The organism is Rhizobium leguminosarum, assembly GCF_002953715.1.
In the GTDB taxonomy this organism is placed as follows: domain Bacteria; phylum Pseudomonadota; class Alphaproteobacteria; order Rhizobiales; family Rhizobiaceae; genus Rhizobium; species Rhizobium leguminosarum_V.
The window spans coordinates 3,459,107-3,476,347 of sequence record NZ_CP025012.1; the positions used below are offsets into that span (position 1 = coordinate 3,459,107).

Sequence of the window (17,241 nt, forward strand, 5' to 3'; positions counted from 1 at the left end):
GGGAGAATGAACAATGGCTGATCTCCGCAATAACTTCGTCGGCATCAAGTCCCCGAACCCGTTCTGGCTGGCATCGGCGCCGCCGACCGACAAGGCCTACAATGTCGAGCGTGCCTTCAAGGCGGGCTGGGGCGGCGTGGTCTGGAAGACGCTGGGCGAGGAAGGCCCGCCGGTCGTCAACGTCAACGGCCCACGCTACGGCGCGATCTGGGGCGCCGACCGCCGCCTACTCGGTTTGAACAATATCGAGCTCATCACCGACCGCGACCTCTACACCAACCTGCGCGAAATGAAGCAGGTGAAGATGAACTGGCCGGACCGGGCGCTGATCGCCTCGATCATGGTACCCTGTGAGGAACAGGCCTGGAAGGCGATCCTACCCTTGGTCGAAGAGACCGGCGCCGACGGCATCGAGCTCAATTTCGGCTGTCCGCACGGCATGTCCGAGCGCGGCATGGGTTCGGCGGTCGGCCAGGTGCCGGAATATATCGAGATGGTCGTGCGCTGGTGCAAGCAGTACACCCGCATGCCCGTCATCACCAAGCTGACGCCCAACATCACCGATGTCCGCCGCCCCGCCCGCGCCGCCAAGGCCGGCGGCACGGATGCCGTCTCGCTGATCAACACGATCAATTCGATCGTCTCCGTCGATCTCGACAACTTCGCCCCCAACCCGACGGTCGGTGGCAAGGGCAGCCATGGCGGTTATTGCGGCCCGGCAGTGAAGCCGATCGCACTCAACATGGTGGCCGAGATCGCCCGCGACCCTGAAACCTACGGCCTGCCGATCTCCGGCATCGGCGGCATCACCACCTGGCGGGACGCGGCCGAATTCCTCGTGCTCGGCGCCGGCAACGTTCAGGTCTGCACGGCGGCGATGACCTACGGCTTCAAGATCGTCCAGGAGATGATCACGGGGCTTTCCGACTGGATGGACGAAAAGGGCCACCGCAACCTCGACGACATTACCGGCCGCGCCGTGCCCAACGTCACCGACTGGCAGTATCTGAACCTCAACTACATCGCCAAAGCGAAGATCGACCAGGACGCTTGCATCAAATGCGGCCGCTGCTACATCGTCTGCGAGGATACTTCGCACCAGGCGATCACCAACTTCGTCGACGGCGCTCGCCATTTCGAGGTGATGGACGAGGAATGCGTCGGCTGCAATCTCTGCGTCAGCGTCTGTCCGGTCGAGAACTGCATCACCATGGAAGAGCTTCCCGCCGGCACTCTCGACAAGCGCACCGGCCGCGTCGTCGACCCCAACTATGCCAACTGGACGACGCACCCGAACAACCCGATGGCGCGCCAGGCAGCGGAGTAAGGATCTGCAACGCCGCGGAGAAGATCGATCCGCGGCGTTGCAATCTTGCCGGCAACGTTCAAAGCACCAGGTCAGTCTAACCGCCGAATGACTTCCGATAGGCATTGGGGCTCGTCCCCAGTCGCCTGCGGAAGTGATGCCGCATCGTCGCCAGTGTTCCAAAGCCGCTGGCTGCGGCGATGTCATCGAGCGAAACAGCAAGTTCCTTTTCCAGCAGATCGCGGGCGTGCCGCAGCCGCTCTTTCAGCAGCCATTCGCCGACGCTGAGGCCCGTCGTCGCTTCGAAGCGCCGCTGGAAGGTGCGCATGCTCATACCCGCTCTTTTCGCGAGCAGGCTGATCGGCTGGTCCTCGGAAAGGCTTTCGCGCATCCATTCGATCAGCGGCCCCAAGCGGATGCCCTCGCGTTCCTCGGGAACCGGCGCGTGAATGAACTGCGCCTGTCCGCCTTCGCGGTGCGGCGGCACGACGAGGCGTCTTGCCACGCTGTTTGCGGCTTCCGAACCGAAATCGCCGCGCACCACATGCAGGCAGAGATCGATGCCGGCCGCACTGCCCGCCGCCGTCAGCAGGCTGCCTTCGTCCATGTAGAGAACGTCGGCATCGAGTGTGATGTCGGGATAACGTGCAGCGATCGAGGCGACATAGCGCCAATGTGTCGTCGCCCTGCGGTTGGCAAGCAGCCCCGATCCGGCAAGAACGGCAACGCCGGAGCAGAGCGACATGATACGCGCGCCGCGCTGATGCGCAGCCTTGAGTGCTGCGGCGAGCGGTGCCGGCACCGGCGCATCGATTGCCCGCCAGCCGGGCACGACGATCAGGTCCGCCTCATCGAGCACCTCCAGCCCCTTGTCGACCGCGACCGTCAGCCCTCCCGCAGCGCGAAGCGGTCCCGGCTCGATCCCGCAGACCGAGAAGCGATACCAGCCCTCACCCATCTCCGGGCGCGGCAGGCCGAAGACCTCGTAGGCGATGCCGAATTCGAAGGTGCAGAGCCCGTCATAGGCAAGCGTTGCGACCAGCGGTCCTTTCGTCTGCTGCGGCGATGAGTTTGGCATGATCTTTACGCTGTCAGTCATGATGGCCAATTTCGCAAAGCTTTAGCATCGGCGATACCAGTCGGCAATTCGAACCGAAAAGGAAATCGCAATGCCAAGCCCTGTCGCAGAAATCCCCGCCGCCGCCGCTGATATCGCCGCTGCCCATTATGCAGCCAAGCTTGCCTTCGAGACCGATTGCTCCGATGTTCATGCCGCCTTTGCGTCGGGCAAGGTCGATTTCGTTCTGCTCGACGCGCGCTCGCCGACGCTCTTTGCACAGTCCCACCTTCCCGGTGCCCTCAACCTGCCACACGGCAAGATGACCGCGCATCGCATGTCGGCCTGGCCCACCGACACGCTTTTCGTAGTCTATTGCGCCGGCCCGCATTGCAACGGCGCTGATAGGGCCGCGCTTCGCCTCTCCCGCCTCGGCCTGTCGGTGAAACTGATGATCGGCGGCATGACCGGCTGGGCCGATGAAGGCTTCGCCTTCGAAGAGGGCGTTCCCACGGCGGCCTGATCAACCTCCCTTCTCCGTCTACAGCGCCGCGTGTCCTCTTAGACGCGCTGCGCTGTAGCAGTTTGAATTGCTGCATGATTTTTGGCAGCAGGGAGAAGGGAAAAGCGCGACCGTCAGAACTCGACGACCACCTTGCCGAAAGGCCCGCGATAGAGATGATCGAGCGCCTCGGGGAATTCGTCGAAGGCGTAACGCTTGTCGATCACGGGCTTCAACCCGGTCTGGTCGATTGCCCGCACCAGATCTTCCAGCGCACGGCGATGGCCGACGGATATGCCCTGCACGACAGGCGCCTTGAGCAACAGCGGGCCGGCCGGTCCGGAAACCTCGAACCCCTCGAACACGCCGATCACGGAAATGCGGCCATTGATCGCCACCGCCTTCAGCGCCTGGCCGAGATGCGGGCCGCCGACGATCTCGAGCACGTGATCGGCGCCATAGCCGCCGGTCAACTGATAGAGTTGCTCAACCCAGTCGCCCTCATGGCGGTTGATCGCATGATCGGCGCCGAGAGCAACGGCGCGTTCGAGCTTCTCGGCGCTGCCTGATGTGATGAAGACCTCCGCGCCATGCGCCTTGGCGATCTGCAGACCGAAGAGCGCCACACCGCCGGTGCCTTGCACAAGAACCTTGTCGCCGGCCTTCAGACCGCCGCGTTCGATCAGCGCGAACCAGGCAGTCAGCCCGGCGCAGGGTAAGGTGCTCGCCTGCGCTGCGTCGAGCGTGTCAGGTGCACGCGAATACCATTCTGCGGAAAGCACGGTGTATTGCGAGAGGACGCCGGGATAGAAGCCGCCGCGCGTCTTGTAAGGTGGCGTGCGCGCATCGCCTAACCCGCGTCCGTCGATCCAGTCGGGCGAAAACGTCGAGATGACACGATCGCCCGGCTTGAAACGGCTGACCTCGGATCCGACTGCCTCGACTACCCCCGCCATATCGGAAGCAGGCACGAAGGGAAATTGCAGCGGCAACCCCATGCCGCTCTCCAGCACCAGCCGGTCGCGGAAATTGAGCGAGACGGCTTCCGTCCGGACCAGAATCCTGTTTCCCGAAACCGGTTCGAGCCTCCGCTCGCCGATCGTCAGCTGGCGCTCCGGTCCAACCGCGTCGATCTGCCATTGCCGTGTTGTCTGCATTGTCTTGCTCCTTGTCCATTGCAGGGAGCCGAAACCATATAGTTGAATATTTCGCACCAGTTGCGATATTAATTCTCCAGAATGGTTCCAAAGAGGAAACAAATGGAACAGCTGAAGGGTATCTCGATCTTTGTCGAAGCCGTCGAGGCAGGTGGCTTTTCGGCTGCTGCCGAGCGGCTCCATCTCACGCGTTCGGCGGTCGGCAAGACCATCGCACGGCTGGAACAGCGTCTCGGCGTGCGGCTTTTCAACCGTACGACGCGCATGCAGAGCCTTACCGAGGAAGGCCGCTTCTTCTACGAGCGCTGCCTGCGGGCGGTTGAGGAAATCCGTCTCGGGGAAGCCATGCTGGAATCCGGCCGGCGTGACGTGCGCGGCCGATTGCGCATCTCGATGCCCGTGCTTTTCGGCCGCCACTGCATCGCGCCGACCCTCGCACGCCTGCTCGATGAACATCCGAACCTCGAACTCGACCTTTCCTTCAACGACCGTATCGTTGACCTGCTCGAGGACGGATTCGATCTTGTCATCCGCAACGGACCGCTGAAGGACAATCCGGATCTGATGGCCCGGGCGATCGCCCGCCAGCGCATGACCGTCTGCGCATCGCCCGCCTATCTGGAAAAACATGGCGCGCCGCAGACAGTGTTCGATATTCCCCAGCATGAAGGCATCGTCTACAGACGGGGCGATGATGACAAGGGTTGGATCTTTCCGACTGCAGCCGATCCCGGGCGGCGGCTGGCGCCAAAGGCGCGACTGCGGCTCGACGACCTCGCTTCGATTTCCGATGCGGCCGTCACCGGGCGCGGTCTTGCCTGGCTGCCCTGCTGGCTGGTCCGCAAGGAGGTGCTGGCAGGCCGGCTCATTCAGGTGTTGAAGCACGAACCGGCCAATGTCTTTGATGCCCATGCCGTTTGGCTGCGCTCACCGGTCATGCTGCCGAAGGTGCGGCTCGCGATCGATACGCTCGCCGCGGGACTGCCGGCAATGATGGGCTGAAGCGCTCGCCGCGTATCTGCGAGCGACGAGAAACCTATGTTATTCCTAGGCGTTTCTCTGGAAATAACGCGATGCCGCAGTATATCCGCTAGTTCGTCGTCCTTTTTGGGCGGCCGCCATATCACTCGGAAAAACCTCAGCATGTCACTTCGCAGCGCCCTCCGCGCACAAACTGCAGATTGCCACGCCGCGGTCGACACCCTCTTCGGCAGTTTCAACCTCTCACGCATCCAGGATTATAAGGCCTTCTTGCGCGCGCATGCGCGGGTCGTACCGGCCATCGAACATGCGCTTGAGAATGGAGGAATCGGCCGTCTGCTGCCAGACTGGCCGGAACGAAGGCGCGCGCACCTGCTGGCTGCTGACATAAGGGAACTCGATGATCGATTGCCCGTACCGCTTCCGCGACCGGCATTGCGCTGCGAAGCAGCCGTCTGGGGTGCCGCCTATGTCCTTGAAGGCTCCAAGCTCGGCGGCGCGCTGCTCGCCAAGGCCGTGCCTGACCACTTGCCCCGCAGCTATCTGAGCCCGCAAGGTCCGAAGGGCGCCATTCGGCTTTTCATGGATCGACTTGACGCGAGCAAGGTGGACGATCCCAGTGCGGCTGTCGCCGCAGCCCGCGATGTCTTCGATCTCTTCCTCAAAGCGGGGCAGGTCGAACTGGAAGCCGTCCCATGAGCGGCACGCACGAACCCGTCGATCTCACCAATTGCGACCGTGAGCCGATCCACCAGCTCGGCTCGGTCCAGCCCTTCGGCTTTCTGTTGGCGGTATCCTCGGACTGGATTGTCATGCGCGCCTCCGCAAATCTGGCGGAGTTTCTTGGAGTGACAGAGGCCAACGCGATCGGCCGTCCCGTTCTCTCTCTGATCACCCCCGAAGCACTCCACACAATCCGCAACAAGCTCACCACGCTGCGCGGTTCCGACGTCGTCGAGCGTATTTTCGGCATTGCTCTGACGTCCGATCAAAACAGGTTCGACCTTGCCGTGCATCTGAACGAAGGTCAGGTCACCATCGAAGGCGAGCGCTGCCAGGAAGACAGACACGACGCCGCGTCACTCTCCATGCGCAGCATGATGTCCCGCCTCGATCACACGGAAACACTGGAGGCTTTCTTCCGCGAGGGGGCAAGACAGGCGCGGGCGCTCACCGGTTTCGATCGGGTCATGGTCTATCGTTTCGACGAAAGCGGTTCCGGCGAAGTCGTGGCGGAAGCCGCCCGGGCCGGTATCGGATCGTTCCTCGGGCTGCACTATCCGGCTTCCGACATTCCGGTACAGGCGCGCGCGCTTTATCTGCGCAACCTGTTCCGCATCATTGCCGATGTCGACGCCGTCCCCGTCCCGATCCTGCCGCCGCTCGACGAGCACGGTCAGCCGCTCGACCTCTCCATGTCGGTCTTGCGTTCGGTCTCGCCGATCCATATCGAATATCTGAAAAACATGGGCGTTGGTGCCTCGCTTTCCATATCGATCGTCGTCGACGGCAAGCTCTGGGGCCTGTTTGCCTGCCATCATTACGGCCCGCGTCTGCCTTCGGCCCAAAGCCGCTCCACCGCCGAACTCTTCGGTCAGATGTTTGCTTCGCGCCTTGAAAGCCGTGAACGGCGACTGGCTCTCGACTACGAGACCAAGGCACGCCGCATCGCCGACCGGCTTCTCACCTCCGTTGCAGACAATGCGAGCCTGCTCGACGATCCGGCCTGGCTGATCGAGGCGCTCGCCGACGCCATTCCTGCCGACGGGATCGGCGTCTGGATCAACGGCCGGCTGGCACTTGCCGGCATCGGGCCGGATGAGAGAGATTTCGCAGCCCTCGTCCGCCACCTCAACCGCAACGCCGCCGGCCGCATCTATGCCGTGGACAGGCTCGCGGAAACCTATCCGGATCTTGAGGTCGACGATGCGGTGGCAGGCATGCTCGCCATCCCGATCTCGCGTTCGCCGCGCGATTATGTCGTGCTTTTCCGTCAGGAATTGGTGCGCACTGTTCGCTGGGGCGGCGATCCGCACAAGCCGGTGGAATACGGTCCGAATGGCCCGCGGTTGACGCCGCGCAAGAGTTTCGAAGCCTGGTCGGAACTGGTGCGCGGCCGCTCGCTGCCCTTCACGGAAGCCGAGCGCCGTGTCGCCGAAACGATCCGCGTCACATTGATCGAGGTGGTGTTGCGCCTCACCGACGAGGTCAGCATGGCGCGCCAGACGGCAAACGAGCGCCAGGAACTGCTGATCGCCGAGCTGAACCACCGCGTCCGCAACATATTGAGCCTCATCACCGGTATCATCCGGCAGTCGCAGGCGACGTCGGTCGGCCTTGGCGACTACATGCGCCAGCTCGAGGGTCGCATCCAGTCGCTTGCCCGCGCCCATGACCAGATCACCCGCGATCACTGGGCGCCCGCTTCGCTCCGGCAATTGCTGCTGGCAGAGACCGCCGCCTATCTCGGGAAAAATGCGCAACGCATCCAGATGGGCGGCGAGGATGTACTGCTGGAACCGCACGCCTTTTCCACCGCCGCCCTTGTCTTCCATGAGCTGATGACCAACAGCGCCAAATATGGCAGCCTTTCCGGCACCGGCAGCGGCACGGTCCAACTTGGCTGGCACCGCGACGACGAGGGCAATCTGCGCATTGGCTGGCGCGAAAAAGATGGTCCGCCCGTTGTCGAACCCACACGTCATGGCTTCGGTTCGACCATCATCCGCCGCTCGATCCCCTATGACCTCGGCGGCAAGGCGGAGGTCCGCTACGTCAAGGACGGGCTCGAAGCGGATTTCTGCATTCCGGCACGACATGTCGTCGACCCGACGAGCGAACGGTCAAATCCGGCTTCGGTCGGAGCGACCGGAGGCAAGACGATTCCCGACGATCCGCCGCTCTCCGGCCTGAACGTGCTGCTGGTGGAAAACAATCTGATCATCGCCATGGATGGAGAGGACATCCTGCGCCGCCTGGGCGCCGACGTAGCAACGGCACCAAGCGTCACTGAGGCGATGGAAATTCTGGCCGGCCAGTCCTTCGATCTGGCGCTTCTCGATGTCAATCTTGGCGATGAGACGAGTTTTGGGATTGCCGACCGGCTGGCAGCTGATGGCGTGCCCTTCGTTTTTGCCACGGGGTATGGGGAAGGCATCGCCCAGGCAAACAGCCACTCCGACGCGCCCGTGTTGCAGAAACCTTATACGATGGAAGGCGTGACGGATATTCTTGCCCGGGTGCGGCTCCCGAGGAAAGGGTAAAACCCTCACCCCCCAAGGGGATCCGGTCGCAGCCCGCCGATGAAGAGCTGTTCCAGAAACCGCGCCGCATCCTCGAAGCGCCCTTCGCCCGAATGTTCCTGCCCCAGCACGGCACGCACCTGAACGTCGAAATCCGCGTAGTGCTGCGTCGTCGACCAGATGGAGAAGATCAGATGGTAGGGATCGCATTTGACGATCTTGCCTGATTTCGCCCAGGCGCGGATGACCTCCGCCTTCTCGTCGACCAGCTCCTTCAGCGGCCCCTTCAACTCGTCCTCGATATGCGGCGCACCCTGCAGCACCTCGTTGGCGAAAAGCCGGCTCTCGCGGGGGAAATCGCGGGCCATCTCCAGCTTGCGGCGGATGTAGCTGCGGATTTCCGTCTCCGGATTGCCTTCGGCGTCGAAGGCGCGCAGCGGCTCCAGCCAGGTGTAGAGCACCCGGTCGATCAGCGCCCGGTGCATCGCTTCCTTGGTGCGGAAATAATAGAGCAGGTTGGGTTTCGACATGCCGGCCACTTCGGCAATCTGGTCGATGGTCGAGCCGCGGAAGCCGCTTGCCGAAAACACATCGAGCGCAGCTTCCAGGATCTGCTCTTCCTTCTCTTCCTGGATTCGCGTCCGCCTCAGGGTTTTCGCTGCTCTCGGTATGGTCACAGGCTGTCGTTTCCCCTTGAAATTCAACTTCTTCGCTCAAGTTTGGATTGGGGACGACCCTCGCCGCTTCCTTGAGCAACTGCCCGCATTTTTATCGGCGATTTTCGTGATTTTCGTCTTGAGCCCGGCGGTGGAAGTTGTAATGTTTACCAATCGGTCAAATTATCCGTCAGATGTAAAACAAAGGCAACTGGCGATTTTCCGGCGCTCGACAAAACCAATAAGGGGGCGCAGGAAAGGACCACGGGAACAGGCGGGCATGCCCCTTTGCATGACTGCCGCAAACAGGTGAGGGCATAAAGAATGGTGGCAGCACCAGGCGAGAACATGCGCGTCAATGGCGACCGTCTCTGGGACAGTCTCATGGACATGGCGAAGATCGGCCCCGGCATAGCAGGCGGCAACAATCGCCAGACGCTGACGGATGCCGATGCGCAGGGCCGCAGCCTTTTCAAAAAATGGTGCGACGATGCCGGTTTGACCATGGGTGTCGACCGCATGGGCACGATGTTCGCCACCCGCCCCGGCACCGATCCCGATGCCTTGCCCGTCTATGTCGGCTCGCATCTCGACACCCAGCCGACCGGCGGCAAATATGACGGTGTGCTCGGCGTGCTCGCAGCCCTCGAAGTCGTGCGCACCATGAACGATCTCGGGATCAAGACCAAACATCCGATCGTCGTTACCAATTGGACGAATGAGGAAGGCGCCCGTTTTGCCCCTGCCATGCTGGCGTCAGGCGTCTTCGCCGGCGTGCACAGCCTGGACTTTGCCTACAATCGCAGGGACCCCGAGGGCAATTTGTTCGGCGACGAATTGAAGCGTATCGGCTGGGTCGGCGACGAAGAGGTCGGCGCCCGCAAGATGCACGCCTATTTCGAATATCACATCGAGCAGGGACCGATCCTCGAAGCCGAGGAAAAGCAGATCGGCGTCGTCACCCATTGCCAGGGCCTCTGGTGGCTGGAATTCACGCTGACCGGCAAGGAAGCCCATACCGGTTCGACGCCGATGAACCTGCGCGTCAATGCCGGTCTCGCCATGGCCCGCATCCTGGAAATGGTCCAGGGCGTGGCGATGGGCGAACAGCCGGGCGCCGTCGGCGGCGTCGGACAGGTGTTTTTCTCGCCGAACTCCCGCAACGTGCTGCCCGGCAAGGTGGTCTTCACCGTCGACATCCGCTCGCCCGACAAGGAGAAGCTTGATCGCATGCGGGCAAAGATCGAGGCGAAGGCGCCCGAGATCACCGATGCACTCGGCGTCGGCTGTTCCATCGAGGCGATCGGCCACTTCGAGCCGATCACCTTCGATCCGAAACTGGTCACGTCGGTGCGCGAGGCTGCCGAGCGGCTCGGCTACAGCCACATGAACATCATCTCCGGCGCCGGCCACGACGCCTGCTGGGCCGCCAAGGTCGCACCTGCAACGATGGTCATGTGCCCCTGCGTCGGCGGGCTCTCGCATAACGAGGCGGAAGAGATCTCCAAGGAATGGGCGATGGCGGGAGCCGATGTGCTGTTCCATGCGGTGGTCGAGACGGCGGAGATCGTGGTGTGATGGCATCAGATTTGCCAACCACTTATCTCGATTATCCTGATATCTTTAAGTTCGAAACTCAGCGAACTGCCGACGACCTCGCGTGGGCCACCGCCAATGTGACGCCAGTGAACGAAGGTCCGTGGGACGACGTCCCTGGTGTGCAGATCTTCTACATTGGCATCAACACGGCAGGCGAGCGGATCAAGCTTCCGCAAATATCGAGCTTTTGGCGATATAAACCTTCTGGTGTTCAGCTGGCCAAGCCAGATGACCGCGACCCAGATGCGCTCCACCAAACCTACTATATCTATGGGCCTGGGCCCGGTGTCGTTCGCATCGAACTTGGCCCTTCCACGCCTGGCATACTGATCGAACGTCCCAAGGACAGCCAACCCGTACAGTCAACCGGGCTGATCGACGGCAAGGATTTTTACTTTCGCGAATGCGATGGCATTTGGTCCTTGTCGGTGGGTGGCATTGACGTCCTTGAGCAGCCCGACTGGTATTACGAAGAGAAGCACGACAAGCCGAATGAGTTGAGTGAGGAGGCCGTCTACAGCCTTATCGCCAAGGGTGCGGCGCTCTTTAGAAACGGCACGCCCACGATGGCAGTGGAGCCGTAAGACAATAAGATCGCAGGGAAAAGGAACAGCAGCCATGACCACAGTCATCAAGAACGGCACCATCGTCACCGCCGACCTGACCTATAAGGCTGACGTGAAGATCGACGGCGGCAAGATCATCGAGATCGGGCAGAATCTCTCCGGCGACGAAACACTCGACGCCTCCGGCTGTTATATTATGCCCGGCGGCATCGATCCGCACACCCATCTCGAAATGCCCTTCATGGGCACCTATTCCTCCGACGATTTCGAGAGCGGCACACGCGCCGCCCTTTCCGGCGGTACGACGATGGTGGTCGATTTCGCCCTGCCCGCCCCCGGCCAGTCGCTGCTCGAGGCGCTGACCATGTGGGACAACAAATCGACCCGCGCCAATTGCGACTATTCCTTCCACATGGCGGTCACCTGGTGGAGCGAGCAGGTCTTCAAGGAGATGGAGACCATCGTCCGCGACAAGGGCATCAACACCTTCAAGCACTTCATGGCCTATAAGGGCGCGCTGATGGTCGACGATGACGAGATGTTCGCCTCCTTCCAGCGCTGCGCCGAACTCGGCGCCCTGCCGCTGGTGCACGCCGAAAACGGCGACGTCGTCGCCTCGATGTCGGCAAAGCTGCTCGCCGAAGGCAATAACGGCCCCGAGGCGCATGCCTATTCCCGCCCGGCCGAAGTCGAGGGCGAGGCCACCAACCGCGCCATCATGATCGCCGACATGGCCGGCTGCCCGGTCTATATCGTCCACACCTCCTGCGAACAGGCGCACGAGGCGATCCGCCGCGCCCGTGCCAAAGGCATGCGCGTCTATGGCGAACCGCTGATCCAGCACCTGACGCTCGACGAAAGCGAATATTCCAACCCCGACTGGGATCATGCGGCCCGTCGGGTGATGTCGCCGCCCTTCCGCAACAAGCAGCATCAGGACTCGCTTTGGGCGGGCCTTGCCTCCGGCTCGCTGCAGGTCGTCGCCACCGACCATTGCGCCTTCACCACGGCGCAGAAGCGCTTCGGCGTCGGCGATTTCACCAAGATCCCGAACGGCACCGGCGGCCTCGAAGACCGCATGCCGATGCTCTGGACACATGGCGTCAACACTGGCCGACTGACGATGAACGAATTCGTCGCTGTCACCTCGACCAACATCGCCAAGATCCTCAACATCTATCCGAAGAAGGGCGCGATCCTTGTCGGCGCCGATGCCGACATCGTCGTCTGGGACCCCAAACGTTCCAAGACCATTTCGTCCAAGGCCCAGCAGTCGGCGATCGACTACAACGTCTTCGAAGGCAAGGAAGTGACCGGCCTGCCCCGCTATACGCTGACACGCGGCGTCGTCGCGATCGAGGAAGGCGCGATCAAGACCCGCGAGGGCCACGGCGAATTCGTCAGGCGCGAACCAGTCACGGCTGTCAGCAAGGCGCTTTCCCAGTGGAAGGACATCACCGCACCGCGCAAGGTGACGCGTAGCGGCATTCCGGCAAGCGGCGTATGACGATGGCGCATGACCATACGGCCATTAACCGGGGACCGCTGCCTCTATGCCAATGACCTCACGCCGGCACCAAAGCGTCCAACTCCGGCAGAAGCACGACGCTTTCCTGCTCGTTCGGATCGGTGCGCGCGATGATCGCCGTGCACGGCGTGCTGCTGAGGTTCGCCGGCAGGTGCGGCACACCCGCCGGGATATAGAAAAGTTCGCCGGCATGGACGATGACGTGATGCTCGAGCCGGTCTCCGTACCAGGTATGGGCCTCGCCGGAGAGCATGTAGATCGCCGTCTCGTGCGCCTCATGCAGATGCGCCTTGGCGCGTACACCCGGCGGGATCGTCAGGAGGTGCATGCAGATGCCCTTGGCGCCGACCGTCTCGGCCGCGACCCCTTCGAAATAGCTGAGCCCCTGCTTGCCGTCATAGGCATGATTGGGGCGAACGATGTGGCAGGTGGGCTTTAATGTCACGTCCATCCTCATCCTCCATGGAGTGTGTCGTCGATAAAACCGGCGATAATGATAGCACGCAAACCGCGTTCCCGCGGCGAAAACAAGACTGGTCGCATTGATGCAAGCACCCTCCGTCGTATCCGCCAAGGATCTCTGTCTCACCTACCAGGCGAATGACGGCCCGGTGCGTGCACTGAGCAATGTCAATCTTGATGTCCGCAAGGGCGATTTCGTTTCTTTCATCGGTCCATCGGGCTGCGGCAAGACCACTTTCCTGCGTGTCATCGCCGATCTCGAAAAGAGCACGTCGGGCGAGGTCTCGATCAACGGCATGACGCCGGAGGAAGCTCGCAAGGCCCGTGCCTATGGCTATGTCTTCCAGGCGCCGGCGCTCTATCCCTGGCGCACCATCGAAAACAACATCGCCCTGCCGCTGGAGATCATGGGGTATTCCAATGTTGACCGGACGAGGCGCATCGCCGAAGCGCTCGATCTCGTCAGTCTTTCGGGCTTCGAGAAGAAATTCCCCTGGCAGCTTTCCGGCGGCATGCAGCAGCGCGCCTCGATCGCCCGCGCGCTCGCTTTCGACGCCGACCTATTGTTGATGGATGAGCCCTTCGGCGCCCTGGACGAGATCGTCCGCGACCATCTGAACGAAGAGCTGCTGAAACTCTGGACCCGAACCAACAAGACGATCTGCTTCGTCACCCATTCCATCCCCGAGGCGGTCTATCTCTCTACCAAGATCGTGGTGATGTCTCCGCGCCCGGGCCGCGTGACCGATGTGATCGACTCGACCCTGCCGGCCGAGCGCCCGCTCGACATCCGCGAAACCCCCGAGTTCCTGGAGATTGCCCACCGCGTCCGCGAAGGGTTGAGGACGGGGCACGCATGAGGAATAGGGGTTTGATTCCCGGGCTCTGCAGGCTCAACACAACGTGGGAGCAAATCCCATGAAACCCGACACCCTCAAGGACAAGATCGTCCCCGTCACCACCATCCTGCTGGCGCTCGTCGTCATCTGGTATGTCGCCGCCATCCTGATGAACGCGCCGTTCCAGCGCGACATGGACGGCCGCGCCGGCGCGACCCCATCGACCCTCGAATTCATCGGCAAGACGCTCGCCCAGCCGAAGCCTATCCTGCCGGCGCCGCATCAGGTGGCGCAGAACGTCTACGAGAACACCTTCCTGCGCAGCCTTTCGAGCAACCGCAGCCTCGTCTATCACAGCTGGGTAACGCTCTCCTCCACCCTGCTCGGCTTCGGCTTCGGCATGCTGCTCGGCATCCTTCTCGCCGTGCTGATCGTCCATAACCGTGCCATGGACCGCTCGCTGATGCCCTGGCTGGTGGCGAGCCAGACCATACCGATCCTCGCCATCGCGCCGATGATCGTCATCATCTCCTATAACGTGCTGACTGGCGACAATGCCGTTGCACATCTCCTCAATCTCGATTCCGACGCCTCCCGTCTTGTTTCGAAGGCGCTGATCTCCACCTACCTCTCCTTCTTTCCGGTCGCCGTCGGCATGGTGAAGGGGCTGCGTTCGCCTGAAATCATGCATCTCGACCTGATGCGCACCTATTATGCCAGCCCGATGCAGACGTTCTGGAAGCTGCGCGTTCCGGCTTCGATCCCTTTCCTCTTCACCTCGATGAAGGTCGCGATCGCCGCCAGCCTCGTCGGCGCCATCGTCGGCGAGCTGCCGACGGGTGCAGTCGCCGGCATCGGCTCGAAGCTGCTCGCCGGCTCCTATTACAGCCAGACCATCGATATCTGGGCCGCCCTCGTCGCCGGATCGCTGCTGGCGGGCATCCTGGTTGCGATTGTCGGCGTTGCGGCGAAGATCGTCGACCGCGCCATGGGCGGGAGGCCGGCATGAGACATCTGACGTTCTCCTGGCAAGGCGTGCTCGCTCTCCTCCTCTGCGCCGGGGCGCTGACGGCCCTGCCGCTCCTAGCCGAGGGCGCGACGCGACCCCTCACCGACGGCACGGCAAGCCTCATTTTCATCATCGTCATCGCGGCCGCCCTGCTGTCCCTGGCGCCGCAACCGCCGGCCTATCGTGCCACCGTGCTGTTTATCGGCGCGCATGGCGCCGCCTGGATGCTGCTTTCCGCTCTTTCCGGCAACGAGGGCGCGGCGACGCGGGCTTTCTTCCTGCTGCTCTTCGCCTGCTGGCTGCTTGCCTGGCGATGCGTCACCGAGCTGTCGAAACTGCAGCCTGTCACCACTTTCAGCAAGTCGGCGCTCCAGATGCTGATCCCGGCGATCTTCGGCGCCTGGATCTTAATTCTCTGGGAGGCGGTTACGCGTGGCGCCGGCGTCCCCTTCATCCTGCTGCCGCCGCCGAGCGCCATCGGCGCGCGGTTCATGGCATCGCTGCCGATCCTCGGCGCGGACGTCAGGCAGACGATCTTCAAGGCGGTGCTGATCGGTTATATCGTCGGCTGCCTCAGTGGCTTCGTCGTCGCAGTGCTCGCCGACCGCATCGCCTTCCTGCGCCGCGGCCTTCTGCCAATCGGCAACATGGTTTCGGCCCTGCCGATCATCGGCGTCGCCCCTGTCATGGTCATGTGGTTCGGCTTCGACTGGCCGTCGAAGGCCGCCGTCGTCATCATCATGACCTTCTTCCCGATGCTGGTGAATACCGTCGCCGGCCTTGCCGCCTCCGGCAGCATGGAGCGCGACCTGATGCGCACCTATGCCTCCGGCTATTGGCAGACGCTGCTGAAGCTCAGGCTTCCGGCGGCAATGCCCTTCATTTTCAACGCACTGAAGATCAACTCGACGCTGGCGCTGATTGGTGCCATCGTTGCGGAATTCTTCGGAACACCGATCGTCGGCATGGGCTTCCGCATCTCCACCGAGATCGGCCGCATGAATGTCGACATGGTCTGGGCGGAAATCGCCGTCGCGGCGCTGGCCGGCTCGATCTTCTATGGCATCATCGCCCTGACCGAACGGGCGGTGACGTTCTGGCATCCGTCTATCCGTGGTGGCTAGGCGCGCGCGGGCTCCAGCAACGGGTCCGGGCATAACTTCAGAGGGTAAGGATAAGAAAATGAGAAAGTTGATGGTTGCAATGATGGCGAGCGCGATGTCGCTTGCATCGGCCCATGCGATGGCCGCCGACAAGGTGGTGCTGCAGCTGAAATGGGTCACGCAGAGCCAGTTCGGCGGTTATTACGTCGCCAAGGACAAGGGCTTCTATAAGGAAGAAGGCCTCGACGTCGACATCAAGCCGGGTGGCCCCGATATCGCCCCCGAGCAGGTGATCGCCGGCGGCGGCGCCGATGTCATCGTCGACTGGATGGGCGGCGCCCTGGTTGCCCGCGAAAAGGGCGTTCCGCTCGTCAACATCGCCCAGCCCTACCAGAAGGCGGGCCTGGAAATGGTCTGCCGCAAGGACGGCCCGATCAAGACCGAAGCCGACTTCAAGGGCCACACGCTCGGCGTCTGGTTCTTCGGCAACGAATATCCCTTCTTCGCCTGGATGAACAAGCTCGGCCTGTCGACAGAAGGCGGTCCGAACGGCGTCACCGTGCTGAAGCAGAGCTTCGACGTGCAGCCGCTTGTCCAGAAGCAGGCCGACTGCATCTCTGTCATGACCTATAACGAATACTGGCAGGCGATCGATGCCGGCTTCAAGCCGGAAGAACTGACGGTCTTCAATTACACTGAAATGGGCAACGACCTTCTTGAAGACGGCCTCTATGCGATGGAAGACAAACTGAAAGACCCGGCCTTCAAGGAGAAGATGGTCAAGTTCGTCCGCGCGTCGATGAAGGGCTGGAAATATGCCACCGAGAATCCCGACGAAGCCGCCGAGATCGTCATGGACAATGGCGGCCAGGACGACAACCATCAGAAGCGCATGATGGGTGAAGTCGCCAAGCTGGTCGGCGACAGCTCCGGCAAGCTGGACGAGGCGCTCTATGCCCGCACGGCAAAGGCGCTGCTCGACCAGAAGATCATCAGCAAGGAGCCGTCAGGCGCTTGGACGCACGACATCACCGACGCCGCTTCCAAGTAGTTTCGGCAAGATTGCGAAGCGAAACGCGCGGGAAATTTCCCGCGCGTTTTGTCTTTTTCTAAAGCATGATGCCGAAAAGTGTACACGGTTTTCGGACGACATCATGCTCTATTGATTTGATTTGGATGCTGATTCAGATTTTAGGCCAGTCGGCCTAAATCATCAGCATCTCGCAACCGAAAA

General features: G+C 62.0%; 16 protein-coding genes. 12 read left to right on the plus strand and 4 right to left on the minus strand.

All coding sequences use genetic code 11. The features are described 5' to 3' along the window. Positions 1–13: 13 nt before the first annotated feature. Positions 14–1,327 carry an NAD-dependent dihydropyrimidine dehydrogenase subunit PreA gene (preA, locus tag CUJ84_RS17425; RefSeq protein WP_105007133.1) on the plus strand — a complete coding sequence of 438 codons (1,314 nt, stop codon included), beginning with the start codon at positions 14–16 and terminating at the stop codon, positions 1,325–1,327. A gap of 76 nt (positions 1,328–1,403) precedes the next feature. On the opposite strand, the gene ftrA is transcribed toward preA, so the two are convergent. Beyond that, positions 1,404–2,405 (minus strand): transcriptional regulator FtrA, encoded by a 1,002-nt coding sequence (gene ftrA / locus CUJ84_RS17430; RefSeq protein WP_105007134.1) that lies wholly within the window; start codon positions 2,403–2,405, stop codon positions 1,404–1,406. Between the two features lie 70 nt (positions 2,406–2,475). Between ftrA and CUJ84_RS17435 the strand changes: the two genes are divergently transcribed. Then, positions 2,476–2,886, plus strand: coding sequence for a rhodanese-like domain-containing protein (locus CUJ84_RS17435; RefSeq protein ID WP_105007135.1), 411 nt, complete (start codon positions 2,476–2,478; stop codon positions 2,884–2,886). 113 nt (positions 2,887–2,999) lie between these two features. On the opposite strand, the gene CUJ84_RS17440 is transcribed toward CUJ84_RS17435, so the two are convergent. After that, complete coding sequence (locus CUJ84_RS17440; protein WP_105007136.1) at positions 3,000–4,022, minus strand: zinc-dependent alcohol dehydrogenase family protein; 1,023 nt, start codon at positions 4,020–4,022, stop codon at positions 3,000–3,002. 102 nt (positions 4,023–4,124) lie between these two features. On the opposite strand from CUJ84_RS17440, the gene CUJ84_RS17445 reads away from it, so the two are divergent. The 3 genes from CUJ84_RS17445 to CUJ84_RS17455 all read left to right on the plus strand — a co-directional run bounded on the left by CUJ84_RS17445 (position 4,125) and on the right by CUJ84_RS17455 (position 8,266). Then, entirely contained in the window at positions 4,125–5,024 is a 900-nt protein-coding gene (locus CUJ84_RS17445) for a LysR family transcriptional regulator (RefSeq protein WP_105007137.1), read from the plus strand. Between the two features lie 141 nt (positions 5,025–5,165). Continuing rightward, positions 5,166–5,702: a biliverdin-producing heme oxygenase gene (locus CUJ84_RS17450; protein WP_105007138.1), complete on the plus strand. Its 537-nt coding sequence runs from the start codon at positions 5,166–5,168 to the stop codon at positions 5,700–5,702. After that, the gene (locus CUJ84_RS17455; RefSeq protein WP_105007139.1) at positions 5,699–8,266 is read left to right on the plus strand and encodes an HWE histidine kinase domain-containing protein; all 2,568 of its coding nucleotides are present in this window, start codon (positions 5,699–5,701) and stop codon (positions 8,264–8,266) included. The genes CUJ84_RS17450 and CUJ84_RS17455 overlap by 4 nt, the downstream gene beginning before the upstream one ends. Positions 8,267–8,271: 5 nt before the next feature. Here CUJ84_RS17455 and CUJ84_RS17460 read toward each other — a convergent pair whose 3' ends face one another. Further along, positions 8,272–8,949, minus strand: coding sequence for a TetR family transcriptional regulator C-terminal domain-containing protein (locus CUJ84_RS17460; protein WP_018073741.1), 678 nt, complete (start codon positions 8,947–8,949; stop codon positions 8,272–8,274). A gap of 276 nt (positions 8,950–9,225) precedes the next feature. On the opposite strand from CUJ84_RS17460, the gene CUJ84_RS17465 reads away from it, so the two are divergent. Genes CUJ84_RS17465 through hydA form a run of 3 tightly spaced genes read left to right on the plus strand, consistent with a single transcriptional unit; the run spans position 9,226 to position 12,573 of the window. Beyond that, positions 9,226–10,479: a Zn-dependent hydrolase gene (locus CUJ84_RS17465; protein WP_105007140.1), complete on the plus strand. Its 1,254-nt coding sequence runs from the start codon at positions 9,226–9,228 to the stop codon at positions 10,477–10,479. Beyond that, positions 10,479–11,084, plus strand: a complete 606-nt coding sequence (locus CUJ84_RS17470; protein ID WP_105007141.1) for a hypothetical protein — start codon at positions 10,479–10,481, stop codon at positions 11,082–11,084. Before CUJ84_RS17465 ends, CUJ84_RS17470 begins: the two co-directional genes overlap by 1 nt. 34 nt (positions 11,085–11,118) lie before the next feature. Then, complete coding sequence (gene hydA, locus CUJ84_RS17475; RefSeq protein ID WP_105007142.1) at positions 11,119–12,573, plus strand: dihydropyrimidinase; 1,455 nt, start codon at positions 11,119–11,121, stop codon at positions 12,571–12,573. A gap of 58 nt (positions 12,574–12,631) precedes the next feature. Here hydA and CUJ84_RS17480 read toward each other — a convergent pair whose 3' ends face one another. Beyond that, the gene (locus tag CUJ84_RS17480) at positions 12,632–13,045 is read right to left on the minus strand and encodes a cupin domain-containing protein (RefSeq protein ID WP_105007143.1); all 414 of its coding nucleotides are present in this window, start codon (positions 13,043–13,045) and stop codon (positions 12,632–12,634) included. A 94-nt stretch (positions 13,046–13,139) separates the two neighbouring features. Here CUJ84_RS17480 and CUJ84_RS17485 point away from each other — a divergent pair, with 94 nt between their 5' ends. The 4 genes from CUJ84_RS17485 to CUJ84_RS17500 are packed head-to-tail and all read left to right on the plus strand — an operon-like array spanning position 13,140 to position 17,058. Next, positions 13,140–13,916 (plus strand): ABC transporter ATP-binding protein, encoded by a 777-nt coding sequence (locus CUJ84_RS17485; RefSeq protein WP_105007144.1) that lies wholly within the window; start codon positions 13,140–13,142, stop codon positions 13,914–13,916. A gap of 58 nt (positions 13,917–13,974) precedes the next feature. After that, a complete protein-coding gene (locus CUJ84_RS17490) occupies positions 13,975–14,904 on the plus strand; it encodes an ABC transporter permease (protein WP_027683377.1) in 930 nt (309 codons plus the stop codon). Next, positions 14,901–16,028, plus strand: coding sequence for an ABC transporter permease (locus CUJ84_RS17495; protein WP_105007145.1), 1,128 nt, complete (start codon positions 14,901–14,903; stop codon positions 16,026–16,028). Before CUJ84_RS17490 ends, CUJ84_RS17495 begins: the two co-directional genes overlap by 4 nt. A 58-nt stretch (positions 16,029–16,086) precedes the next feature. Next, positions 16,087–17,058 (plus strand): ABC transporter substrate-binding protein, encoded by a 972-nt coding sequence (locus CUJ84_RS17500; protein ID WP_018243277.1) that lies wholly within the window; start codon positions 16,087–16,089, stop codon positions 17,056–17,058. Positions 17,059–17,241: the final 183 nt, after the last annotated feature.